This window comes from Conexibacter woesei Iso977N (assembly GCF_000424625.1).
Taxonomy (GTDB): Bacteria; Actinomycetota; Thermoleophilia; order Solirubrobacterales; family Solirubrobacteraceae; genus Baekduia; species Baekduia woesei_A.
In genome coordinates this window covers 2,354,838-2,378,002 of the sequence record NZ_AUKG01000001.1, presented here as the reverse complement: position 1 = coordinate 2,378,002, position 23,165 = coordinate 2,354,838, and the positions used below count along the sequence as shown (strand labels likewise).

Here is a 23,165-nt window from a genome sequence, read left to right as displayed (position 1 = left end):
CTTTCCGGGTTCAGCTCGTCGCCGCCGCGACGCCGAGGAAGGCGCACACGACGACGAAGACGAGGAGCAGGTAGGGCCAGACGAACTTGAGGTACTTGTCGTAGCCGACCTTGGACAGCGTCAGGCCGCCCATGATCACGGCCGACGTCGGGGTCACGAGGTTCACGAGCCCGGACGCCGACTGGTAGGCGGTGACCGCGAGCTCGCGCGGCACGCCCGCGAAGCCGGCCAGCGGCGCGAGGATCGGCATCACCAGCGCCGCGTGGCCCGAGGACGACGGCACCAGGAAGGCGATCGGCAGGTTGACGATGAAGGCGAGGACCGCGAAGCCGCTGGAGGAGGTGCCGGACACCGCCTTCTCCATCGAGTGCAGGATCGTGTCCGTCATGTAGGAGTTCTTCATGACGACCGTGATCCCGCGCGCGAAGACGACGATCAGCGCGGCCGACAGGAAGTCGCCCGCGCCGGCGACGATCGTGTTGACCGTCTCCTCCTCGCCGAGCTTGGCGATCATCCCGACGACGACCGACATCACCAGGAACAGCGCGGCGGCCTCGGGGAAGTAGAAGTTCCCGAACGTCGGCAGCGGGAAGTCCGTGTTCCAGCCCTCCTGCCAGAGGTCGTCCCACGGGATGAACCCGTAGATCATGATGATGAACGCCAGCGCGAAGATGGCGAGCACGACCTTCTGGCGCCCGCCGAGCCGCGGCACCTCGGCGACGTCCTCGTCCTCCGACGGCTCCCTGCGCACCCTCCGCGCGTGCAGGATCACGTAGCCGATCGCGCAGGCGACCAGAACGATCCACATCGCGATGCGCAGGCCGATGCCGTCGCCGAGGCTGACGCCCGCGGCGTCGGAGGCGACGCCGGTCGCGAACGGGTTGACGGTCGAGCAGATGACGCCGGTCCCGGCGCCGAGGAAGATGATCGCCGCGCCGGTCATGCGGTCATAGCCGAGCGCGAGCGCCAGCGGCACGAGCAGGGCGAAGAACCCGAGCGACTCCTCCCACATGCCGTAGGAGGTCCCGCCGAGCGCGAACACCAGCATCAGGATCGCGATCAGCACCGAGCCGCTGTGGCGGAAGCGCAGCGCCAGGCGGCCGATGCCGGTCTGGATCGCCTCGGTCTTCATCGTCACCGTGATGAAGGCGCCGACGGCGAGCACGAACAGGAAGATCGGGGCCGACCCGTACAGGAACCCGGACTCGTCGGCGCCGACCAGGCCCCTGCTGTTCTCGACGCCGTAGAGGCCGTGCGGCGGCGCGTCCCAGAGCTGCTTGAAGCGGAACGTGAACGACGTGTTGACGCACTGCACGCCGGGCTCGACGTCGCTGCAGGACCTAAGCCGGTGGTAGGTGCCCGGCTTCGGGCCGCCGGCCTTGTCGAGCTGGTAGGCGCCGGCGGGGACGAAGAACGTCGCGACCCAGACGAGCAGCAGGACCGCGGCGAGGACCGTGAACGCGGTCGGGAACCTGAACGGCTTGCGCTCCTCCGGCGGCGGGACCGTCGCGACCGGCGGCTCGTGGACGTCCGTCGACATCAGGGCTTCACCGTCGTCGGCAGGGGGTTGACGGGCAAGGGCGCCGACACCCCGTTCTCCGGAGGCGGGCACGACGCCGGATCCTCGGGCGGGACCTCGCGCACCTTGAAGCCGACGAAGCCGTAGAGGACGTCGAGGATCGGGCTGGCGAGGTTGAAGAAGCAATACGGCAGATAGGAGGCGGTCGAGACGCCGAGCACGCCCGAGATGTAGGCCCCGCACGTGTTCCACGGGATCAGCACCGACGTCACGGTCCCGGAGTCCTCGACCGCGCGCGAGAGCACCTCGGGCGCGATCCCGCGGCGGGCGAACTCGTCGCGGTACATGCGCGCGGGCAGGACGTCGGCGACGTACTGGTCGCCGGCGATCGCGTTGAGGCCGATGCCGCTGGCGTTGACCGCGGCGATCAGCGTTCCGCGCGAGCGCGCGCGAGCGACGATCGGGCGCAGCAGCCGCTCCAGGAAGCCGGCGCGCTCCAGGATCGCCGCGTAGGACAGCGCGGCGAGCACGAGCCAGACCGTCGTCAGCAGGCTCGCCATCCCGCCGCGGGAGAACAGCGCGTCGATCGCGTCGTTGCCGGTCTTCGACACGTAGCCGGTCGCCATCGCGGCGTAGATGCCCTTGATGCCGACGCCGAGCGGCGACAGGCCGGGCTCGTCGACGAAGGCCTTCACGTTGTCCCACTGCGTGAAGCAGGCGAGGATCCCGGCGCACAGCGAGGAGCCGATGATCGCCAGGAACGGCGGCGCCTTCTTGACCGTGAAGCACACCAACAACGCCAGCGGCAGCAGGTTGAGCACCGAGATGTTGAAGGCGCTGTTGAGGACCTTCAGCGCCTCGTCGGTCGACTGCGCGGCGCTGGTGTCGGCGCCGAGGCCGAGGATCAGGAACAGCACGAGGCTGATCGCCAGCGCGGGGCCGGAGACCCACAGCATGTTCTTGATGTGCTGGCCGACGGTCAGCCCGCGGCCGACGAGCTTCGGGACCAGGATGGTGGTCTCGCTCAGCAGCGTCATCTTGTCGCCGAAGTAGGCGCCGGAGATGACGGCGCCCGCGGCGGTCGCCTCGCTCAACCCCATCACCTTGCTCATCCCGACGAACGCGACGCCGAGCGTGCCCGCGGTCGTCCAGGAGCTGCCGGTGACCATGCCGACGAGCGCGCAGATCGCGCACGTCGCCAGGTAGAAGATCGACGGGTTCAGGAGCCGGATGCCCCAGTCGACGACGGTCGGGATCGTCCCGCACATGTTCCACGTGCCGATCAGCGAGCCGACGGCCAGCAGGATGAAGATCGCGCTGACGGCGGTCGTCACACCGCCGACCGCGGCCTCGGAGACCGCGGCGACCGTGAAGCCGTTCTTGAAGGCGACGAGCGCGGCGAACGCGGCGCTGAGCAGCAGGGCGACCTGCAGCGGGCCGTCGGTGGCGCTGACGCCGAAGAGGCCGATCGTCAGCGCGATCAGCGCGATCAGGACGACGACCGGCGCGAGCGCGTCGAGCAGGCTCGGGGCGCGCGGCTGCGGGTCCGCGGGCGCGGCGGCGTCGTCGTGGTCGTCCGCGGCCATCGCGGCGAGTCTCCGGCCGGCGCGGCGCGGGCGCATCACCCCGTTCGGACGATGGCGCGGCCGCGCGGCGACCGTAGCGTCGCGACCATGTCGACCACTTTCTCATCGGAACCGCAACGGCCCGGTGCCCGCGCGCAGGCCGCCGTCGAGGAGGACGGCCGCGCCTGGACGACGTTCGCCGGCGTCATGTTGATGATGTTGGGCGTCATCAACATCATCTACGGGATCGCCGCGATCGACTCGGCCAACTTCTACATCTCGGACGCCCACTACGTGATCAGCGACCTGAACACGTGGGGCTGGGTCGCCGCGATCCTCGGCGGCGCGCAGTTCATCGCCGCGTTCTCGATCTGGGCGGGCGGGCAGGTCGGGCGCTGGTTCGCGATCGGCTGCGTGGCGCTCAACGGGATCGCGCAGCTGCTGGCGATCCCCGGCTACCCGTTCCTGGCGATCACGCTGTTCGGCCTCGACATCCTGGTGCTCTACGCGCTGATCGCGCACGGTGGGCGACGCTGAGCGCGAGGCGTTCCTGCTGGAGCTCGGCGGCGCGCTGATCCTCGCGGGCGCCGGCGTCGCCGAGGTGCAGGAGCGCCTGCTGCGCGTCGCCGCCGCCGCCGGCGACGGCGACGCGCGGATCCTCGTGTTCCCGACGGCGCTGATCGTGTCGTCGGGCCCCGGGGCGTGGGCGACGGCCGACACGATCCCGTCGCTGGCCTCGGACCTGCGGCTCGACCAGATCTCCGAGCTGTACGCGCTCGTCGAGGCGGCGGAGCGCGGCGACGTCGGGCCGGAGGCGGGCCTGGCGGAGGTGCGGCGGATCCGGGCGCTGCCGCCGCGGCGCGGCGCGCTCGTGCAGGTGCTGGCCTACACGATGCTGACCGTCGGGCTGTGCCTGGTGCTGCAGCCGACGCCGGTCGACGTCGCGCTCTCGGCGTTGTTGGGGTTGGTGGTCGGGGTGCTGCTGCTGGTCTCGCGCGGGCATCACGCGCTGACGATCCTCGTGCCCGCGCTGTGCGCGACGCTGGTGTCGGCGCTGAGCTTCGAGCTGATCTCCCGCGGCATCGCCGACGACGCCGGGCTGCGCACGCTGATCGCCCCGCTGATCACGTTCCTGCCGGGCGGGATGCTGACGACCGGGATCGTCGAGCTGGCCTCCGGGCAGATGATGGCCGGCGCCAGCCGCCTCGTCTCCGGTGCCGTGAGCCTGCTGCTGCTGGCCTTCGGGATCGTCGCGGGCGCCGAGATCGCCGGGCTGCCGCGCGCGGCGGCGGTCGCCGACGCCCACGCCAACCTGCTCGGCGGCTGGGCGCCGTGGCTCGGCGTGCTGGTGTTCGGCTGCGCGGCCGCCGCCTACTTCAGCGCCCCGCGCGGCGCACTGCCCTGGCTGTTGCTGGTGCTGGTCGTCGCGTGGCTGGCCCAGCAGCTGGGCAGCGAGCTGATCGGGCCCGACATGTCCGGCTTCGTCGGCGCCCTCGCCATGACCCCGGTCGCGCTGGCCATCGCCCGCCTCCCCGGAGGCCCGCCGTCGCAGGTCACCTTCCTCCCCGCCTTCTGGCTCCTGGTCCCCGGCGCGCTCGGCCTGATCGGCGTGGCGACCATCGTCGGCGACCCCTCCTCGGCGACCGCCGCCGACCTCGTCAAGCCGATCGGCTCGATCGTCTCCGTCGCCCTCGGCGTCCTCTGCGGCGTCACGCTGTTCCAGGGCCTGGACGCGACGCGCGCGACGATCACTCGGCGCTGAGCGCGGCCCTGCACTCGGCGCTGATGTCCCTCAGCTGGGCCTTGACCCTGGTCAGCTGCGCGCTGACGTCGTCGCCGTCGAGCAGCGTGCCGATCGCCGAGGCGTAGGCGGAGGCGCAGCTCCTGACGACGTCGGCCTTGGACTGCGCGGCGTCGATCTGCCTCTGGGCGGCGTCGGCCTCGGCCTGCGACCTGGCCTGCGCGTCGCTCGCGCTCTGCGCCTTCTGCTCGGCGGCGTCGGCGTCCCTCTGGGCCTGGTCGGCGGTCCTCTGGGCCTGGCTGACCTGGCTGCCGGCCTGGTCGAGCTGGTCGTTGGTCTGACCCAGCTCGTCGTTGACGTCCCTGTAGGCGTCGGTCATCGCCGCGGTGGTCTGGGCGTGCGCGCTGTTGGCGTCGTCGAGCTCGTTGTTCTTGTGGATGCCCCAGACGAGCAGGCCGATGCAGGCGGCGACGAGCGCGATCGAGACCCACAGCCACGGGCTGTGGCCGTGCCTGGGCTCGGCCGGCGGCGTGGGCGGCGTGGACGGCTCGGCGGTGGTCATGGCGCGATCGTCGGGGATGGCGCGTCGGCGCGCGTCATCCCGATCGGGCGATGTGCGGGCCGGTTGGGCGGTGGAGCATGGGGCACCTAACCGACGAAGGGAGCAGCGATGAGCGGTGACGCCGAGCTTGACGACATGGGCCCGGTCGACTGGATCGTGCTGGGCTGGCCGGGCAGGCGCCCGGACGGCGGTGAGCTGGCGCCGATGATCGTGGACCTGGCCGACAGGGGGATCATCCGAGTGCTGGACATCGCGTTCGTGGCCAAGGGCGACGACGGCTCCGTCGAGGCGCTCGACCTCGACCACCTGGGCGCCGACAGCCCGTTCGCGGTCTTCGCGGGCGCGGCCTCGGGCCTGGTCGACCACGCCGACCTCGAGGAGGCGGCGGCCGCGATGGATCCCGGCGACTCCGCCGCGATCCTCGTCTACGAGAACCGCTGGGCGGCGCCGCTGGCGATCGCGCTGCGCCGCTCGGGCGGGCTGCTGCTCGCCGACGGGCGGATCGAGATCCAGGCGCTGATCGCGGCGCTCGACGCGCTCGAAGCCGCGTCGGCCTGACAACCACCAGGAAGGACGACAACATGCCAGGACTGCTGCGCGGGATGGCCCGCACCGCGGTGATCGCCGGAACGGCGACATCCGTCAGCAACCGCGTCTCCCGCCGCCAGGCCAACCGCTGGGCCCAGCAGGACAGCGGCGGCTATGACCAGGCGCCGCCGGAGCAGTACGCCCCGCCGCCCGCGCCCGCCGCCCCGGCGGTCGACCCGATCGAGCAGCTGCAGAAGCTCGGCGCGCTGCACGACCAGGGCGTGCTGACCGACGAGGAGTTCGCGATCCAGAAGAGCAAGATCCTGAACGCGGTCTGACGCGTTGGTGCCCGCTTCCTGCACGGAGGCGGGCACGCGCCCTTGCCGGGCGGGCGGTGCCGGGTGAAGCTCGGTGCCGCCCATGGCCGCCGCCGCGACAGCCCTCCCGCTCCGCGCCGCACCGGCGCCGCCCCGCGCCGGTGAGGTCGAGCGCGAGCGGCTGACGCGACGGCTGCTCGCGGCACGCGAGCCGGTGATCGTGCTGCGCGCGCCCGCCGGCTACGGCAAGACCACCATCTTGACGGCGTGGGCCCGCAGCGACCCGCGCGCGTTCGCGTGGCTGCGCCCCGGTGGCGCGGTGACCGGCGCGCGCGACCGCGTCCACGTCCTCGACGGCTGGCCGGCCCCCGCCCTGGGGGATCCAGCGGGACCGGCCGCCCGGCTGGGCCCGGGTTCGCAGCTCGTCATCGCCACGCGCATGGCTGTCCCCCTTGGCCGCCTGCGCGCGCAGCACGACGTGCTGGAGCTCGGGCCCGCCGACCTCGCCATGACCCACGGCGAGGCCGCCGCGCTGATGGCCGCCTCCGGCGCACCGGTCCGCGGCGCGGCGCTGGCGGCGCCGTTGGCGGTCGCCGAGGGCTGGCCCGCGCTCCTGTCGCTGGCCGCGCAGGCGATCGCCGCGGCACCGGACCCGGCGAGCGCCGCCCGCCGCTTCGGCGCCGGCGACCAACATGTCATCGACTACATCTTGGATGAGGTCGTCGCGCCGCTGCCACCGCGCGTCGCCCGCTTCGCTCGGCGTGCCGCGCTGCTCGACGTCCTCGACGCCACCCGCTGCGACGAGCTGCTCGGCGGCCGCGATGGCGCCGCGCTGCTGGCCGAGGCCCAGGCGCGCGGGCTGCCGCTGACCCGCGTGCAGCGCGCCGGGCCGCCGCGCTGGTGCCTGCACCCGCTGGCCGCGGCGGTCCTGCGCGACGACCTCCGGGCCCGCGAGCCCGACGCCGAGCCGGCGCTGCGCCGCCGCGCCTCGCGGCTGTGCGAGGCGCGCGGCGACGTCGAGGCCGCGATCGGCCACGCGCTCGCCGTGCACGACGTCGCGCGCGCGGGCGGGTTGCTGTGGCAGCGCGGCGCGGCCTACGCGTGGGAGGGCCGCGCGACCGACCTCGCGCGCTGGCTGGACGCGCTGCCGCCCGGCGCCGCCGAGCGCCACGCGACCGTTGCGCTGACGGTCGCGATGCACGCCGCGCCGCGGCTCGCGCTGGGCCGCGCCGACCGCGCGCTGGCCGCCGCGGACGTGACGCTGCAGCGCGCGCCGGCCGAGTTGGTGGACTCGCTGCGCGCGGGCGCGGACGCGCTGCGCGCGTTCACGTCCGGGACCGCCGGCGCGGGCGCGCTGCAGGCCGCGGGCGAGCGCGCCGCGGCCGGCGCGGCCGACGGCGAGCCAGCGCGCGCGCTGGCGGCGCTGCTGACCGGCGCGGGCCGCCTGCTCGGCGACGACGCCGCGGGCGCGGTGGCGCCGCTGGAGGACGGGGTCCGGCGTGCGTTCGTCACCGCGCCCGCGATCGCCGCGCTGTGCGAGGCCGAGCTGGCGCTCGCCGCGCTGTGCGGCCCCGACGACGACCAAGATGAAGGCCTACGCCGCGCCGAGCGCGCGAGCGCGCGCGTCACCGCCCACGGGCTCGGCGACCGCGCGGCGCTCGCGCTCGTCGCCGCGGTCACGGCGCTGGCCCGCGCGCAGGCCGGGCGCTACGACGACGCGCGCGCCGGCGCCGAGGCGGCCGCCGCGCTGCTGGCCGGGCGCGACGCGGTCCCGCCGTGGCTCGGCGCGCAGGTCGCGCTCGCCCTCGGCCGCGCGCTGGTGCGCCTGCACGACCCGTCCGCCGCGCGCGCCCGGATCGCCGAGGCGCGCCGCCTCGCCGCGCGCCTGCCCGACGCCGCCGCCCTGCACGCCTGGTGCGAGCAGAGCGCCGCCGTGCTGGACGCGCTCGACGCCCCCGGCGACCTCTCGCTCACCCCCGCCGAGCTGCGCGTCCTGCGGCGCCTGCCGAGCCACCTGTCCTGCCGCGAGATCGGCGCGCTGCAGCACGTCTCGGCCAACACCATCAAGTCGCAGGTCCACGCGATCTACCGCAAGCTCGGCGTCAGCTCCCGCTCGACCGCCGTCGCCCGCGCCACCGAGCTCGGCCTGCTCTAGCTCGGCGCGACCTGCTGCTCGCTGAGGTAGATCAGCGCCGCCTTGACCCGCCGCGCCACGTCGCCCGCGTCGGTCAGCCCGAGCTTCGGGAAGATCGCGTTGATGTGCTTCTCGACCGCGCGCTTGGTCAGGACCAGCTCGTCGGCGATCGCCTGGTTGCTGTGCCCGCGCGCGACGAACGTCAGGATCTCCAGCTCGCGCGCGGTCAGCTGGTTCAGCGGCGAGTGCTCTGACCGATGACGAGCCGTCACCAGCGCTTCGACGACCTTCGCGTCGATGACGCTGCCGCCCTCGGCGACCGACTCGATCGCCGCAACCAGCTGCCCGCGGTAGCGGATGCGCTCCTTGAGCAGGTAGGCGCGGCCGTCGGAGCCGGACTCCAGCAGCGCCAGGCCGTAGTGCGGGTCGGTGAACTGGCTGAGGATCACGACGCCGATCTCCGGGTCGGTCTCGCGCAGCCTGGCGGCGATCATGATGCCCTCGTCGGTCTCGGTCGGTGGCATCCGGATGTCGCTGACGACGACGTCGGGGTGGTGGGCGGCGATCGCCAGCAGCACCGTGTCGCGGTCGCCACACGCCGCGACGACCTCGATGCCCTCGGCGTCCGCGAGCACGTGCTCCAGCGCCTGGCGCACGAGGTAGGAGTCGTCGGCAACGATGACGCGCAGCGGGCCCGTCCGGACCATCCCGTCCTCGACGCCTCCGTGCACGTGCATGCGGCAACTCTGTCGTGCCGGGGGCAGACCGTCAACCCGTCTTCGGAGCGGGTGCGTGCACACCCACCGGGCGGTGGGCCATGCCCTTGCCGGGCGGCTGCGCCCGCGGGATGCTGGACGGATGGTGACGGTGCTGGCGGTCGACGATCAGGCGGTGTTCCGGCACACCGTCCGAGAGCTGATCGCCGCCACCGACGAGTTCCAGCAGGTCGCGGAGGCCACCACGGGCGAGCAGGCGCTGCGGCTGGCCGCCGAGCTGCATCCCGACCTCGTCCTCGTCGACGTGCGGATGCCGGGCATGGACGGCATCGAGACCGCACGACGTCTGCACGATCAGGATCGCAACGCCGTCATCGTGTTGGTGTCCTTGGAGGCGATGGTCGACCTTCCGGCCGCGGTCACGCAGTCGGGCGCCGCGGCGCACATCCGCAAGCAGGACCTGTCACCGCGCACGCTGCGCCGCCTGTGGCTGGCTCACGGCGGTCGCCGGCACGCGCCCGAACACGCACGTGCCGATCCCGCGACGTGAGACCACGTGCAGGTGGCCGCCAACGGCGGCGAGACGGTCGTGCATGTTGGTGATGCCGACGCCGCCCACCAGCGCGGCGTCGTCGGCGCCGTCGCCGTCGTCGCGCACGTCGAACCACAGCTCGCCGCGCGTGTCGCCGTCGATCCGGAGGCGGACGTGGCTGGCGCCGCGGGCGTGCTTGGCGACGTTCTGCAGCGCCTCGAGCACGCAGAAGTACACAGCGCTCTCGACCTCGGGCGGGTAGCGCAGGACGCTCTGCTCGGCCAGCGTCGCCGGCAGGCCGGAGCGGGCGATCGCGGAGCGCAGCGCCTCGTGCAGCCCGCGGTCGGCCAGCAGCGGCGGCCGGACGCCGTGGGCCAGCGAGCGCAGCTCCTCCAGCGCCTCCTCGGCCGAGGCCTCCAGCTCGCGGATCCGCGCGGCCGCCCCGGCGGGGTCGTCCTGGACCATGTCCTCCACGATGCTCAGCTCGATGCGCATCGCCACCAGCCGCTGCTGGGCGCCGTCGTGGAGGTCGCGCTCGATGCGGCGCCGCTCCTCGTCGGCGGACGCGGCGATCCGCGCGCGCGACTCGCGCACCTCGGTGGCCGCGGCCAAGGCCTCGGCCTCCAGCCGCGCGTTGGTCAGCGCGATCGCCACGAGGCCGGCGGCGGCCTCCAGCAGCTCCGGGCGGTCGGCGAGCGCGACGTCGGCGTCCAGCGCGCCGGCCAGGACGCCGTGGCCGTCGCGGACGAGCGTCAGGCAGCGGCCCTCGCCCTGCACCGGCGTCGGCGTGGGCGCGCCGTGGACGTCGAGCCAGCAGCTCGGGCCGTCCGGACCCACGACGGTCAGCACCAGCGTCGGGTCGTCGAACGAGCCGGCGACCGCCCGGCGCAGCGCGCGCAGGTCCGGCGTCCCGCGCACGGCGGCCGTCAGCGAGCGCAGCGAGCGCTCGGCGGCCAGCCGCATCCGGACCAACCCCACCAGGAACGCGATCGCGATCGCGGGCGTCGCCCAGGCGATCAGCGTCGCGCCGGTCGGGACGAAGCCCATCGTGCTGTCGGCCTGGCGGGCGACGATCAGGACGCCGACGAGCGCCTGGCGCACCACGCCGAGCGCGAGGACCGGCAGCAGCGCCTGGCGCTGGATCGCGCTGGCGTGGCCGATCCGCGCGCGCAGGCGCACGAGCACGAACAACATGATGATGAAGACCAGCAGCGCGCCCGCGCCGAGGAACGCCCTGCCGACTCCGGGGTGGTCGGTCCCGAACGGGAAGAACACGTTGTCGGGGCAGTCGTGGGTGCACGACGTGTACGGGCTGGGGACCTGGAACTGCTGGGTGAGGATCAGCGTCGGGAAGTAGAAGACCGCGACGACCGCGCCCATCGCAGCGGCCAGCACGCGGTCCGGGCGGCCGCGCAGCGGGCCGTCGGGGAACGCCAGGACGAGCACGACGAGCAGCAGCTCGAGCGTCCAGCCGGCGGCCCGCCCGAGGCTGTAGAGCGCCGCGTCGTCGCTCTCGGACAGCGTCGTGAGGAACGACACGACGCCGACGGCGAGCAGCAGCCGCGAGAAGCGCTCGAACGGCGCCAGGCGGCGCGCGTAGAGGCCGGCGGCCAGCGGCGCGGCGACCATCGTGGCGCGCAGGAGCGCCGCGATCGCCTGGTCCTCGGTGGCGGCACCGGCGCCGAGCGTCGCCGCGACCGCCACGAGGACGAGCGCGCAGGAGACCGCGGCCGCAGTGCGCAGCGTGCCCGCGACCGGGCGTCCGGCGAGGTGGGTGGCGTGGGGTGCTGCGACGTCCATGTGGTGGGTGTGCACCGCCGCCAGTCAAGGTGCGTGCAGTGCCAGTGTGCATGACTGAGCGGTCGATCGCCAACTCACCGTTTTTCGTTTGTCCGACCAGGCAGGCGCCGCGTGAACCACAGCGAGAGCAGGGACAACGCGCCGACGGCACCCAGCGCGCGGCGCAGCGCGTCGAGCTCGGCGTCGGCGTAGTCGCTCGCGATCGCCTCGGCCTGCCGGGCGCTCGCGCCGGCCCTGCGGGCCGCGTCCTGCACCTCGGCGGTCGCCACGACGGGGATCCCCTCGCGCGCGGTCTCGGCGAGCTGCTGCTGGGCGGCCTTCGGGACCTTCGGGTTCTGCTCGACGCGGGAGGTGAAGCCGGCGGTCAGCGCCGCGATCAGGATCGAGCCGATCAGCGCGGTGCCCAGCGAGGCGCCGAGGTTCTGGGCGGTGCCCTGCAGGCCGCCGGTCTCGTTGGTCTTGTCCTCGGGCGAGGACGACATGATGATGTTGCCCAGCTGGGAGATCAGCAGGCCCGCGCCGAGGCCGAACAGCGCCAGCGCGATCGTGAAGCTGGTGCCGTCGAGCTCCGGCGCGATCGTGTCGAGCAGCAGGAACGCAGCGGCGGCCAGCGCGGCGAAGCCGGCCTGCGCGACGCGCTTGGGCGCGAAGCCCGCGGCCAGCCGCGGGCCGGCGAGCGCGGCGACGAACATCGTCACCGACATCGGGAACAGGCGCTTGCCGGTGTCGAACGCGTTGAGGCCGAGGACGAGCTGGAGGTAGACCGGCAGCACGAAGAACGTCCCGAGCAGCGTCAGCTGCTGGGCGGCGAGCGCGGCGAGGCCGGCCCTCAGCGGCGGGATGCGCAGCAGCCTACGGTCCAGGAGCGGGTCGCGCCTGAGGCGTTCCTGGCGCTCCTCCCAGGCGGCGAAGCCCATCAGCAGGCCGATGCCGGCCAGGATCAGGAACGGGACGACGCTGAACCCGAGCGGCGTGATCGCGTGGCCGCCGATCTCCGGGACCGCCAGCGGCTCGACCCAGCCCCAGGTCGAGCTCTTGAGGATCCCGAAGACCGCGAGGGCGAGGCCGCCGCCGGCCAGCGCGGCGCCGACCAGGTCGAGCTTGGGCGGGTTGACGGGCCTGATGTCGGGCAGGACGCGGCGGCGCGCGATCAGGACGCCGATGACCACGACGACCTCGCCGACGAAGACGTAGCGCCAGCTCAGCTCGGTCGTGACCCAGCCGCCGATCAGCGGGCCGGTGGCGATCGCCGCGCCGGCCGCGCCGCCGACGATCCCGAACGCGGTCGCGCGGCGCCTGCCCGAGTACGTCGCGACGATCAGCGCCATGATCGCCGGGATCACCAGCGCGGCGCCGATGCCCTCGATCGTCGACCAGCCGATCAGCAGGACGGCCAGGTTCGGGCTCAGCGCGGTGGTCAGCGAGCCGAGGCCGTAGATCGCCAGGCCGATCGAGAACGCACGGGTGCGGCCGAGGACGTCGCCGAGCTTGGCGCCCAGCAGCATCAGCGCGGCCATGACCAAGGTGTAGAACGTGATCGCGGCCTGGACGCCCTGGACGGTCGTGTTGAGGTCCGCGACGATCTGCGAGATCGACACGTTCATGACGCTGCTGTCCAGCACCATCACGAACTGCGCGGCGGCGAGGACGAGGATCGGCAGCATCCCCGCGTCGGCCTTCGCGTTCGCAGCCGCCGACGGCGCGGGGACGGGTGCGGGCGTCGCGCTACTCGCCGTCGCCATCGCGCACCACGAGGACCGGGCGGCGGGCGTCGTGCAGCAGGCGCCGCGTGGTCGAGCCGAGCAGGCGTGCCTTGACCGCGCCCAGGCCGCGCGAGCCGACGACGATCAGCGCCGCGTCGTGGTGGTCGGCGATCGAGCAGAGCGTCTCGGAGACGCTCGCCTCGTCGCGGGCGGGGACCGCCTCGGCGGTCGCGCCGAGGCGCTCGGCGAGCGCGACGCCGGCCTCGGCGATCTGGGTCGCGTGGTCGCGCTGGAGGCGGTCGACCGCGACGACCTGGTTCGGGTCCGGGGCCGTGAACGACAGGCCCGACGCGTCGGTCGGGGTCAGCATCGCAGTCGTGAAGCCCGGCTCCCAGACCGACACGATCAGCAGGTGGCGGCCGGGCAGCTCGCCGGCGGCGACGGTGAGCGCGGCCGCCGCCGGGGGCGAGCCGTCGAACGAGACGACGACGGGACGCGACATCGCTCAGGTCGCCAGCGCGCGGGCCTTGAGCTGCTCGAACTCGGGCGCCGTGATCGCGCCGGAGTCCAACAGCGACTTCGCCCGCGCGATCTCGCCCGCGGGGCCGCCGTTGCTGGAGTGCGAGCCGCCGGTGGCGACCGTGCGGATGTGCTCGTCCATCGCCGACTGCGCCTGCTGCGCGCCCTGGACGCGGCGCTCGGCCATGTCGGAGCCGTGGGCGATCAAGTAGATCAACATGCCCAGCACCGGGACGAAGATCAGCATCGTCGTCCAGCCGGCCTTGCTCCACCCGCCGATGTCACGACGGCTGAAGACGTCCCCCAGGACGATGATGAGGCACCAGAACCACATCACCCACAGGAAGAACACCAACATGGTCCACAAGATGTCCAAGAACGGGTAATCGGCTGCGAGGATCATGCGCCGGAGGCTCTCCGGGAGCGCGCGCGCGGGCAATGGTGCGCACATGCCTGTTGGCGCGTGCGCGCCTGTGCCCCGGCCGCGGCGGGGCGCGCGTGTGCGGCGCGGGCTACTCGGCCTGGCGGCCGAGGATCGCGACGAAGCGCTCGATTCGGCGCAGCTCGCTCTCGGGCAGCGCGCCGTCGTGCTCGACGAGCAGCGTCATCGGCGCGCGGTCGCGGGCCCAGGCGCGTGCGTCGTCGCCGAAGGAGGGCGCGATCCAGACGAGCGCGAGGTCGCTCGCGAACTCGCGCACCGACGTCTCCCCCGCCGCGTGCGTCTCCTCGCGCCGCAGGACGGCGACGGCCGGGCGGCCGAGGGCGCGCGCGACGGCGTCGATCGCGTCCAGCCCGCCGTCGTCCGGGGCGAGCGCCAGCTCGCCCTGCTCCAACAGCTCCGGGACCCAGCCGGCGGGCGCGCCCGCGAGCGCGGACGGAGGGGCGACGAGGCGGAAGACGGGATCGATCACGGCGCGAACCGTACCGGCGCGACCCCGCTCGCCGTGTGCCGGCCCGGCGCGCGGCGCGATTCTCGCCTGCACTGCACGCTTTCCGGGTACGCCGTTCGGCAGGCGAGGCCGGTCCCGGCTGCGCACCACCACCCCGAAAGGCGTCTCACCGATGCTCACCATCCTGCTGGTCGTCGTCGTCATCCTGCTGCTGACCGGCGGCGGCTGGGGCTACAACCGCCGCGGCCGCGTCTAGCCCGGCTCAGCCCAGCGCGGGCTTCGCCAAGGCCATCAACAACGCGTCGTTGGCGCCCTCGCCGATCTGGGTCTGCGGGGCGTCGCGGCGCAGCCGGGCGAGCTCGTCGCCGGCGGCGAAGGAGCGGCTGGCGGCCAGCCGCGCGGCGCGGTCGACGGCCCACACCGCGGTGTCGGAGGCGACGACCTTGGCCGCGGTCGACAGCTCGCGCGCCGTGTCGGCGCCGGCGTCGACCGCGCGCGCCGCGCTCTCGACCAGCGCGGCGACCGCGGCGCGGCGCGCCACCAGCTCACCGACGCGCAGCTGCGCGTGCGTGTGGTCGCCCAGCACGCCGTCGCCGATCGCGCGGCCGGTCGACTCCTCCACCGCGCAGGCCAGCGCCCGGTCGACGATCCCCAGCGCCCGGCAGGCGACGTTGACGCGGCCGATGTCGAGCGCGTCGAGCATCTGCCGCGCGCCCGCGCCCGCCTCGTCGCCGAGCACCTCGGCGCCCGGCGCGTGGTGGTCGGTGAAGGCGTAGGCGGCGGACTCGACGCCGCGGTAGCCGAGCTTGTCGATCTCCTCGAGCCGCCACGACGGCGAGTCGCGGCCGTCGGCCGGCAGGATCACGCACGACGGCTTCTCGTCGCCGCCGACCGAGGCCATCAGGAAGACCACGTCGCTGGAGACGCCGCCCGCGACCCAGCGCTTGTCGCCGTCGAGCACGAGCCCGCCGCGGCCGTCCTCCGCCCTCCGCGCGCTCGTCTCGAGGCGCCCCAGGTCGCTGCCCGCCTGCGGCTCGGTGATCGAGAACGACGCAAGCACCGCCCCCGCCGCGATCCCGGGCAGCCATCGTTCCCGCTGAGCCTCGGTGCCGTGGCGGACGAGCAGCGTCGTCGCCAAGTTGGTGGGGTTGATCGCGCCCGTCAGCGAGATCCATCCGCGCGACAGCACCCGCCACGCCGGCCACAGGTCCGCCACGCCCAGCCCACCACCGCCGTACTCCGACGGCACGAGCGCGCCCGTCATCCCCAGCTCGACCAACCGCCCCAACACGCCATCGGGCAGCTCATCCTCCCGATCCCACGCCGCGACGTTCGGCAACACCACGTCGTCGACGAACGCCTCCACGGACGCACGCAACTGCTCGGGCTCAAGACGCTCACGAGTGCTCATGTGCGACGCCACGTACCCGCCGGGCGCAGCCGCTCACACGGCGGCACGCGGCCACATACCCTGTGCGAGGTGGAGGTGTCGATCCTCGGGACGCTGGAGCTGCGCCGTGGCGGTGACGCGGTGCCGGTCGCGGGCGCGCGCGTGCGCGCGTTGCTGGCGCGGCTGGCGCTGGATGCCGGGCGCGACCTGTCGCCCGCGACGCTGATCGACGCGGTCTGGGACGACGAGCCCCCGCGCGATGCGGGCCATGCGCTGCAGGCGCTGGTCTCGCGGCTGCGGCGCGTCCTCGATCCGGGCGGCGAGCTGGTCTCCGGGACCGCGGGCTACCGGCTGCAGGTCGATCCCGACGCGGTCGACGCGCTGCGCTTCGAGACGCTCGCGGCCGCCGGGGCGGCGGCGCTGCGCGACGGCGACCCGCGACGCGCGGCGGCGACCCTGCGCGACGCGCTCGCGCTCTGGCGCGGCCCGGCGCTCGGCGAGCTGGCCGCCACGCAGCGCTTCGCCACGCTCGCCGGCAGCCGCCTGGACGACCTGCGCCTCGCCGCGACCGCCGACCGGATCGAGGCCGACCTCGCGCTCGGCGCGGGCGGCGAGCTGGTCGCCGAGCTCGACGCGCTGACCGCGGCGCACCCGCTGCACGAGCGGCTGGCCGGCCAGCGGCTGCGCGCGCTCGCGGCGGCCGGGCGGCCCGCCGACGCGCTGGCGGCCTACGAGGCGCTGCGCGTCCGGCTCGACGCCGAGCTCGGCGCCGTCCCGTCACCGGAGCTGCAGGCCGTGCAGCTGGCGATCGTCACGGCGGCACCGTCGACCACATCAACAACGTCAGCCCCTACAACAGCCGCGCGCCGCTCCAACCTGCGCGCGGGCGTGACGAGCTTCGTCGGCCGCGAGGCCGACGTCGGCCGCCTCGCCGGGCTCCTGGACGAGCACCGCCTCGTCACGCTGATCGGCCCCGGCGGCGCCGGCAAGACGCGGCTGGCGGGCGAGGTCGCGGGCCGCCGCCTCGCGGCCACCGCCGACGGCGCGTGGATGGTCGAGCTGGCCGCGACGACCGACCCCGGCGACGTCGGCGCCAGCGTCCTCGGCGCGCTCGGCCTGCGCGAGGCGCGGCTGCTCGCCGCGTCCACCCCGGTCGGCGCGGCCACGACCGCCGGCGGTGGCGACCCGACCGAGCACCTGGTCGATGTCCTCGCCGAGCGCGAGACGCTGATCATCCTCGACAACTGCGAGCACCTGCTCGACGCCGCGGCCGTGCTCGCCGACCTCCTGCTCGCCCGCTGCCCGGCGCTGCGGATCCTGGCGACCAGCCGCGAGCCGCTCGGGATCGCCGGCGAGCACCTCGCGCAGGTCTCGCCGCTCGGCCTCCCGCCCGCGGGCGCGACCGCCGACGAGGCGCTGACCCACCCCGCGGTCCGGCTGCTCGCCGACCGCGCCGCGGCCGCGGCGCCGGACTTCGCGGTCGACGACAGCACCGTCGCCGCGGTCGTCGAGATCTGCCGCCGCCTCGACGGCCTGCCGCTGGCGATCGAGCTGGCCGCCGCGCGCCTGCGCTCGCTCTCGGCCGCGCAGATCGCCGAGCGTCTCGACGACCGCTTCCGCCTCCTGACCGGTGGGAGCCGCGTCGCGCTCCCCCGCCAGCGCACGCTGCGCGCCGTCGTCGACTGGAGCTGGGACCTGCTCAGCGAGCCCGAGCGCGCGCTGGCCCGCCGCCTCGCCGTCTTCCCCGCGGGCGTCACCGCGGACAGCGCCGCCGCGGTCGGCACCGGCGCGCACGTCGCCGCCGACGACGTCCCGGAGCTGCTCGCGGCGCTCGTCGACCGCTCCCTGCTGACGCTCGTCGACCGCGACCAGGGCCGCTACCGGATGCTCGAGACGATCCGCGAGTACGGGATCGAGCGCCTCGACGAGGCCGGCGAGCTGGCCGCGGTCCGGACCGCGCACGCGCGCCACTTCGCCGCGCTGGTCGACGAGGCCGAGCCGCACCTGCGGCGCGCCGAGCAGCTGACGTGGTTCCGGCTCCTGCAGGCCGAGCGCGAGAACGTCCTCAGCGCGCTGCGCTGGCTGGCCGAGACCGGCGACGCCGCGGCGGCGCTGCGGCTGGCCGTGTCGTCGTGCTGGTTCTGGCTGCTGGCCAGCAGCCAGAGCGACGCGATGGCCGCGCTGCGCGTCGCGTCCGCGGTCCCGGGCGACGCCGACCCGCTCGACCGCCTGCTCGCCGAGGCGATGCTCGGGATGGCCGACAACGACGGCGAGAGCGAGGAGGCGATCCGCGACGCCGTGCGCGAGCTGCTGGACCGCCTCGACGCGCTCGACCTGTCCGCCCGCCCCGTCGTCACCGCGGCGATGCCGGCCCTGGCCTGGGTGACCGGCGACCGCGAGCGCGCCGACGCGCTGTTCGCCGCCGCCCGCGCGCATCCCGACCCGTGGGTCCGCGCGAGCGTCCCGCTGGTCCTGGCCCAGGACGCCGAGAACCGCGGCGAGCTGGCGGCCGTTCGCGAGCACCTGACCGCGGCGCTCGCGGCGTACCGCGCGACCGGCGAGCGCTGGGCGATCAACGCGACGCTGATCAGCCTCGGCGGGCTCTGCCTGCTGGAGGAGGACCTCGACGGCGCCGGGCAGGCGCTGGAGGACGCGCGCGAGCTGATGGCCGAGCTCGGCGCCGACGGCGACCAGGCGATGCTGCAGATGCGCCTCGCCGACGTCCGCGAGCGCCAGGGCGAGCTGGCCGCCGCGCTGCACCACGCGCGGCTGGCACGCGACGCGACCGACCTCGGCGGCGACGAGTCGGCGATGACCGCTGCCGGCCTGGCGCGCGTGCTCTGGTCGCTGGGCGAGCGCGACGAGGCCCGCGAGGTCCTGGCCCACGCGGTCGCGACCGTCGACCGGCTCGGCCGAGGCCGCGGGCCGCGCGGCCACGCCGACGCGCTCGTGCGCGGGACCGCCGCGCTGATCGAGCTCGACGACGACCGCGCCGACGTGGCGCGGGAGCTGCTGGCCGGCGCCTGGCCGGCGGCCGTGGGCACCGAGGACCTGCCGGTCGTCGCGCTCGTCGGGATCGGCGTCGCGGCGCTCGCCCACCACGACGGCGACGCCAACGGCGCCGCCGAGATGCTCGGCGGCGCGCCTGCGCGGCTCCGCCGACCGCACGAGCCCCCACGTCGCGCAGCTCACCGCGCGGCTGCGCGGTGAGCTGGGGGACGCGACCTTCGCGGCGGCGTTCGCTGCCGGCCGGGCGCTGGACCGCGACGCGGCCCTCGCACGGCTCGACCCGGCGAGCTACGCCTTGCGGCCGTAGGCGCGCAACGCCAGCGGCACGAAGACCACCAACAACCCGGCCATCCAGGCGAACGTCTGCCACAGGTGCGAGCCCATCGGGTCGCCCAGCAGCAGCGCGCGCTCGGCGCCGACCAGGTGCGTCAGCGGGTTGTTGTCGCTGATCGCCTGCAGCCAGCCGGGCATCGTGTCGCTCTTGACGAACGTCGAGCTGCCGAAGCTCAGCGGCAGGAGGATCAACATCATGATGCCCTGCACCGCGCCCGACGTCCGGGCGACCATCCCGACGAAGACCGACGCCCAGCACAGGCACAGCGCGAAGCTGACCGCGAGCAGGCCGGCGAGGCCGACGTCCAGGACCGACGTCTGCGCGCGGAAGCCGAGCGCGTAGCCCATCGCGAGCGTGACGACGAAGACCACCACGTAGCGGACGATGTCGGCCAGCACCGCGCCGACCAGCGGCGCCGAGCGCCCGATCGGCAGCGCGCGGAAGCGGTCGAAGACGCCCTTGCCGACGTCCTCGTTGAGGTTGACGCCGATCGCCACGCCGCCGAGCGCGATCGTCTGACCGAGGATGCCGGGCAGCAGGTACTGGAGGTACTCGTGCTGCGAGCCGCCGGCGATCGCGCCGCCGAAGACGTAGGTGAACAGGGCGAGGAAGATGACCGGCTGCAGCGTCACGTCGATCAGCGCCTCCGGCGTGCGCATGGTCTTGACGAGGCTGCGCTGGGCGAGCACGAGGCTGTGGCGTCCGAGCGCGGTGGTCATGCGACCGCCTCCAGTCGCGGTCGCTGATCGATCGGGAACTTCGCGTCCTGGCGGCCGGTGAGGGAGAAGAAGACCTCGTCGAGGCTGGGCAGGTGCAGCGACAGCTCGGTGACGGTCAGCTGCGCATCGGCCAGGCGGCCGACGACCGCGGCCATCGCCTCGTCGCCGGAGACCGCGACCTGCAGGACCCCGGCGCCGGGCGAGCCGACCGCCGCGCCGCCGGTCACGTCGCGCAGGATCGCCTCGGCGTCGGGCAGGCGCGCGGGGTCGGCGGGCCGGACGCTCAGCGTCTGGCCGCCGACGACGCGCTTGAGCGCGTCCGGGGTGTCGTCGGCGATCACGCGGCCGCGGTCGATGACCGTGATGCGGTCGGCGAGCGCGTCGGCCTCCTCGAGGTACTGCGTGGTGAGCAGGACCGTGGCGCCGTCGACGACGATCGCGCGCACGACGTTCCACATGTCGTCGCGCTTGGACGGGTCCAGGCCGGTGGTCGGCTCGTCGAGGAAGACGACGGCCGGGCGGCCGACGAGCGAGGCCGCGAGGTCGAGGCGGCGGCGCATGCCGCCGGAGTAGGTCCGGGCGGGGCGGTCGGCGGCCTCGGTGAGGTCGAACCAGGCCAGCAGCTCCTTGGCCCGCGCGCGGGCGGCGCGGCCGCTGAGGTCGAGCAGGCGCCCGATCATCACGAGGTTCTGGGTGCCGCTGAGCGTCTCGTCGACCGAGGCGTACTGGCCGGTCAGGCCGATCAGCTGGCGCACGCGGGGCGCATCGGCGACGACGTCGTAACCGCCGATCCGGGCGGTGCCGGCGTCGGGCTTGAGCAGCGTCGCGAGGACGCGCACCGCGGTGGTCTTGCCGGCGCCGTTGGGGCCGAGGACGCCGAGGATCGTCCCCGGGGCGACGTCGAGGTCGACGCCGTCGAGCGCCTGGGTGTCACCGAAGCGCTTGGCGAGGCCGCGGGCCTCGATGGCGAGCGCGGCGGCCGTGTCGTTGGGCTGGACGTTCATGGCCCCAGCATCGGCGCCGCCGCTCACAGCGGGCGAACACGCCGCTCACACGGGCTCACACCGCCTCACACGCGGGCGCGCGGGCGGGGCGCGATCGCCTAGCCGGCGTCGTGCAGGCCGACGACGCCGGCGGTGCCCAGCTCGCCCTCCTCGACCTCCAGCTCCTCGACGGCGCGCGACGGCGGGCGCGTCGTCGTGCCGCTGCGCCGGCCCGGCAGCAGCCAGGCGACCAGCGCCGCGGCGACGCAGAGGCCCGCCGCGATCCACAGCGCCGCCGCGAACCCGCTCTCGCCCGGCAGGTGCGCGCCGTGCGGCGTGTGGGAGGCGAGGACCGACGCGGCCAGCGCCGAGCCGATCGAGAAGCCGATGTAGCGGACCACCTGGTAGAAGCCCATCGCGCTGCCGGTCTCCTCGCTCGGGACGGCGCGGACGATCAGGCCCGGGATCGCCGCGAACGTGAAGCCCATCCCGATGCCGAGCAGGGCCATCATCCCGAACGCCTCCCACAACATGGTGTGGAACAGCGCGAACAGCCCGGCCGCCAGCGCGACGACCAGGCAGCCGATCGGCAGCACGCCGGTCTCCCCCAGCGCGCGGGTCGCGGCCGGCAGCAGGCGGCTGGCGAGCAGGCTGGTGACCGAGAACGGCACCAGGCACAGGCCCGCGGTCAGGACCGACGCGCCGAAGCCGTAGCCGGTGCCGCTCGGGACCTGGACCAGCGCGGTCACCGCCGACAGGTTCATGTACATCGCGGCGCCGAGGACGAACGCGGACGCGTCGGCGGTCAGGACCGCGCGATGGCGCAGCAGGCGCAGCTCGATCAGCGGCACGTCGGCGCGCAGCTGCTGCGGCACCCACAGCGCGAGCAGGACGACGGCGGCCGCGAACAGCAGGACGATCCGGGCCGAGCCCCAGCCCCACGCGGCGCCCTGGCCGATCGCCAGCAGCAGCGCGATGATCGCCACCGACAGCAGCACCGAGCCGGCGACGTCGAGCCGTCCGCCGCCGGCCTGCGTGCTGCGCGGCACGACCGCCATCACCGCGACCAGCGCGACCGCGGCGAAGCCCGCGCCGAACCAGTAGGCGGCGTGCAGGCCGAGGTGCTCGGCGATCAGGCCCGAGACCGGGTAGCCGACGCCGACGCCCGCGGCCGCCGCGACCGACAGCAGCGCGATCGCGGGCGCGACCTTCGGCCTGGGCAGGCCGTCGCGCGCGGCGGCCATCGCCAGCGGGACGAGGCCGAGTCCTACACCTTGCATCGCGCGGCCGACGACGAGCAACCCCAAGGAGTTGACCAGCGCGGCGATCAGGCCGCCGGCCATCACGACCGCCAGGCCGCCGGCGATCGCCGTCCGGCGGTGCGGGCCGTCGCCGAGGCGGCCCATGATCGGCGCGCTGACCGCGCCCGCCAGCAGCGCGGCGGTCAGCGACCACTGGGCTTCGCTGAGCGACACCTTCAGGTCGGTCGCGATCAGCGGGACCAGCGGCGCGCCGAGCGACGAGATCACCGCGACGACCAGGGTCACCAGGAACAGGACGGGCGTCAGCGCGGCCTCGCGGCGGGTGGGGCGCGGCGGGGCCGCGACGGCGGCGCTCACGCGCGCAGCTCCGCCTGGAGGGACTCCACGATCTCCTGCAGCAGCTCGGTGGCGGCGGCCAGCGCGCGGACCTCGTCGTCGTCGCGCTGGGCGAGGTGGTCGCGCAGGAACGTGCGGTACTCCTCGCGGAACGCCTCGACGAGCGCGCGGCCGGCGTCGGTGATCGTGACCAGCACGACGCGCCCGTCGTCCGGATGCCTGTTGCGCGCGACCAGGCCGCGCTCCTCCAGCCGCGCGACGAGCTGCGTGACCGTCGGCTGCGCCAGCGCCTGCGTCGCGGCGATCTCCGTGATCCGCTGCGGCCCGTCGAGCAACCCACTCAACAACCCCGCCTCAGCGCGGGTCACCTCGAGGCTGCCCCGCCGCACCAGCAGCCGCGTGACCAGCGAGGCCCGCGGCAGCAGCTGCCCGGCGACCTGCTCGACCGCCTCCGCACGGGCGACGGTCGCGGGGTCCTTCACGGCTCGAGTGGGAGTCACATCGCAAAACTATATTCCATCGCGATATTTCTCGGGTCGCGCCCGAGTGCGTCGGCGCGCTGACGCGCGGCGGCGCGCCCGGTCCGTTCCGGATCCGCCCGGTCGG

Annotated in this window: 21 protein-coding genes; 7 read left to right on the top strand and 14 right to left on the bottom strand. The window is 74.6% G+C overall.

Annotated elements, in window-relative coordinates; all coding sequences use genetic code 11:
- Positions 1–10: 10 nt before the first annotated feature.
- Both H030_RS0111730 and H030_RS31415 read right to left on the bottom strand, forming a co-directional pair.
- A complete protein-coding gene (locus H030_RS0111730) occupies positions 11–1,540 on the bottom strand; it encodes a YfcC family protein (RefSeq protein WP_027006249.1) in 1,530 nt (509 codons plus the stop codon).
- On the bottom strand, positions 1,540–3,105 hold the full coding sequence (locus tag H030_RS31415) for a Na+/H+ antiporter NhaC family protein (RefSeq protein ID WP_081690766.1): 1,566 nt from the start codon (positions 3,103–3,105) through the stop codon (positions 1,540–1,542). The genes H030_RS0111730 and H030_RS31415 overlap by 1 nt, the downstream gene beginning before the upstream one ends.
- 87 nt (positions 3,106–3,192) lie before the next feature.
- On the opposite strand from H030_RS31415, the gene H030_RS0111720 reads away from it, so the two are divergent.
- Together H030_RS0111720 and H030_RS31410 are read left to right on the top strand one after the other, a co-directional pair.
- Positions 3,193–3,621, top strand: a complete 429-nt coding sequence (locus tag H030_RS0111720; protein ID WP_155891986.1) for a DUF7144 family membrane protein — start codon at positions 3,193–3,195, stop codon at positions 3,619–3,621.
- Complete coding sequence (locus tag H030_RS31410; RefSeq protein WP_035126132.1) at positions 3,608–4,846, top strand: threonine/serine ThrE exporter family protein; 1,239 nt, start codon at positions 3,608–3,610, stop codon at positions 4,844–4,846. The genes H030_RS0111720 and H030_RS31410 overlap by 14 nt, the downstream gene beginning before the upstream one ends.
- Here the strand turns inward: H030_RS31410 and H030_RS0111710 are convergent.
- A complete protein-coding gene (locus H030_RS0111710; RefSeq protein ID WP_027006247.1) occupies positions 4,833–5,387 on the bottom strand; it encodes a hypothetical protein in 555 nt (184 codons plus the stop codon). The two genes, H030_RS31410 and H030_RS0111710, sit on opposite strands and share 14 nt — an antisense overlap.
- A gap of 108 nt (positions 5,388–5,495) precedes the next feature.
- Between H030_RS0111710 and H030_RS0111705 the strand changes: the two genes are divergently transcribed.
- The 3 genes from H030_RS0111705 to H030_RS0111695 all read left to right on the top strand — a co-directional run bounded on the left by H030_RS0111705 (position 5,496) and on the right by H030_RS0111695 (position 8,387).
- The gene (locus H030_RS0111705; RefSeq protein WP_027006246.1) at positions 5,496–5,945 is read left to right on the top strand and encodes a DUF6325 family protein; all 450 of its coding nucleotides are present in this window, start codon (positions 5,496–5,498) and stop codon (positions 5,943–5,945) included.
- A 23-nt stretch (positions 5,946–5,968) separates the two neighbouring features.
- The gene (locus H030_RS0111700; protein WP_027006245.1) at positions 5,969–6,253 is read left to right on the top strand and encodes an SHOCT domain-containing protein; all 285 of its coding nucleotides are present in this window, start codon (positions 5,969–5,971) and stop codon (positions 6,251–6,253) included.
- An 82-nt stretch (positions 6,254–6,335) separates the two neighbouring features.
- Complete coding sequence (locus tag H030_RS0111695) at positions 6,336–8,387, top strand: LuxR C-terminal-related transcriptional regulator (RefSeq protein WP_027006244.1); 2,052 nt, start codon at positions 6,336–6,338, stop codon at positions 8,385–8,387.
- On the opposite strand, the gene H030_RS0111690 is transcribed toward H030_RS0111695, so the two are convergent.
- Positions 8,384–9,103, bottom strand: a complete 720-nt coding sequence (locus H030_RS0111690) for a response regulator transcription factor (RefSeq protein WP_231398410.1) — start codon at positions 9,101–9,103, stop codon at positions 8,384–8,386. The genes H030_RS0111695 and H030_RS0111690 overlap by 4 nt on opposite strands.
- 121 nt (positions 9,104–9,224) lie before the next feature.
- Here H030_RS0111690 and H030_RS31405 point away from each other — a divergent pair, with 121 nt between their 5' ends.
- Entirely contained in the window at positions 9,225–9,632 is a 408-nt protein-coding gene (locus tag H030_RS31405) for a response regulator transcription factor (RefSeq protein ID WP_051222375.1), read from the top strand.
- On the opposite strand, the gene H030_RS0111680 is transcribed toward H030_RS31405, so the two are convergent.
- The 6 genes from H030_RS0111680 to H030_RS39045 all read right to left on the bottom strand — a co-directional run bounded on the left by H030_RS0111680 (position 9,546) and on the right by H030_RS39045 (position 15,937).
- A complete protein-coding gene (locus H030_RS0111680; protein ID WP_027006242.1) occupies positions 9,546–11,414 on the bottom strand; it encodes a sensor histidine kinase in 1,869 nt (622 codons plus the stop codon). The genes H030_RS31405 and H030_RS0111680 overlap by 87 nt on opposite strands.
- Positions 11,415–11,488: 74 nt before the next feature.
- Positions 11,489–13,156, bottom strand: coding sequence for an MFS transporter (locus H030_RS0111675; protein ID WP_231398409.1), 1,668 nt, complete (start codon positions 13,154–13,156; stop codon positions 11,489–11,491).
- Positions 13,140–13,619: a universal stress protein gene (locus tag H030_RS36935; RefSeq protein WP_051222374.1), complete on the bottom strand. Its 480-nt coding sequence runs from the start codon at positions 13,617–13,619 to the stop codon at positions 13,140–13,142. The genes H030_RS0111675 and H030_RS36935 overlap by 17 nt, the downstream gene beginning before the upstream one ends.
- A 3-nt stretch (positions 13,620–13,622) precedes the next feature.
- Positions 13,623–14,039 carry an SHOCT domain-containing protein gene (locus tag H030_RS0111665; RefSeq protein WP_027006240.1) on the bottom strand — a complete coding sequence of 139 codons (417 nt, stop codon included), beginning with the start codon at positions 14,037–14,039 and terminating at the stop codon, positions 13,623–13,625.
- A 109-nt stretch (positions 14,040–14,148) separates the two neighbouring features.
- A complete protein-coding gene (locus tag H030_RS0111660; RefSeq protein WP_027006239.1) occupies positions 14,149–14,547 on the bottom strand; it encodes a hypothetical protein in 399 nt (132 codons plus the stop codon).
- Positions 14,548–14,788: 241 nt separating this feature from the next.
- Positions 14,789–15,937 carry an acyl-CoA dehydrogenase family protein gene (locus H030_RS39045; RefSeq protein WP_155891984.1) on the bottom strand — a complete coding sequence of 383 codons (1,149 nt, stop codon included), beginning with the start codon at positions 15,935–15,937 and terminating at the stop codon, positions 14,789–14,791.
- A gap of 69 nt (positions 15,938–16,006) precedes the next feature.
- On the opposite strand from H030_RS39045, the gene H030_RS31395 reads away from it, so the two are divergent.
- Entirely contained in the window at positions 16,007–19,126 is a 3,120-nt protein-coding gene (locus tag H030_RS31395; RefSeq protein ID WP_051222373.1) for a BTAD domain-containing putative transcriptional regulator, read from the top strand.
- Positions 19,127–19,213: 87 nt separating this feature from the next.
- Here H030_RS31395 and H030_RS31390 read toward each other — a convergent pair whose 3' ends face one another.
- The 4 genes from H030_RS31390 to H030_RS31375 all read right to left on the bottom strand — a co-directional run bounded on the left by H030_RS31390 (position 19,214) and on the right by H030_RS31375 (position 23,059).
- Positions 19,214–19,978 carry an ABC transporter permease gene (locus tag H030_RS31390; RefSeq protein WP_035126129.1) on the bottom strand — a complete coding sequence of 255 codons (765 nt, stop codon included), beginning with the start codon at positions 19,976–19,978 and terminating at the stop codon, positions 19,214–19,216.
- Positions 19,975–20,982, bottom strand: a complete 1,008-nt coding sequence (locus tag H030_RS31385; RefSeq protein ID WP_035126127.1) for a daunorubicin resistance protein DrrA family ABC transporter ATP-binding protein — start codon at positions 20,980–20,982, stop codon at positions 19,975–19,977. The genes H030_RS31390 and H030_RS31385 overlap by 4 nt, the downstream gene beginning before the upstream one ends.
- Before the next feature lie 98 nt (positions 20,983–21,080).
- The gene (locus H030_RS31380) at positions 21,081–22,580 is read right to left on the bottom strand and encodes an MFS transporter (RefSeq protein WP_051222372.1); all 1,500 of its coding nucleotides are present in this window, start codon (positions 22,578–22,580) and stop codon (positions 21,081–21,083) included.
- Positions 22,577–23,059 carry a MarR family winged helix-turn-helix transcriptional regulator gene (locus H030_RS31375; protein WP_081690707.1) on the bottom strand — a complete coding sequence of 161 codons (483 nt, stop codon included), beginning with the start codon at positions 23,057–23,059 and terminating at the stop codon, positions 22,577–22,579. The genes H030_RS31380 and H030_RS31375 overlap by 4 nt, the downstream gene beginning before the upstream one ends.
- Positions 23,060–23,165: the final 106 nt, after the last annotated feature.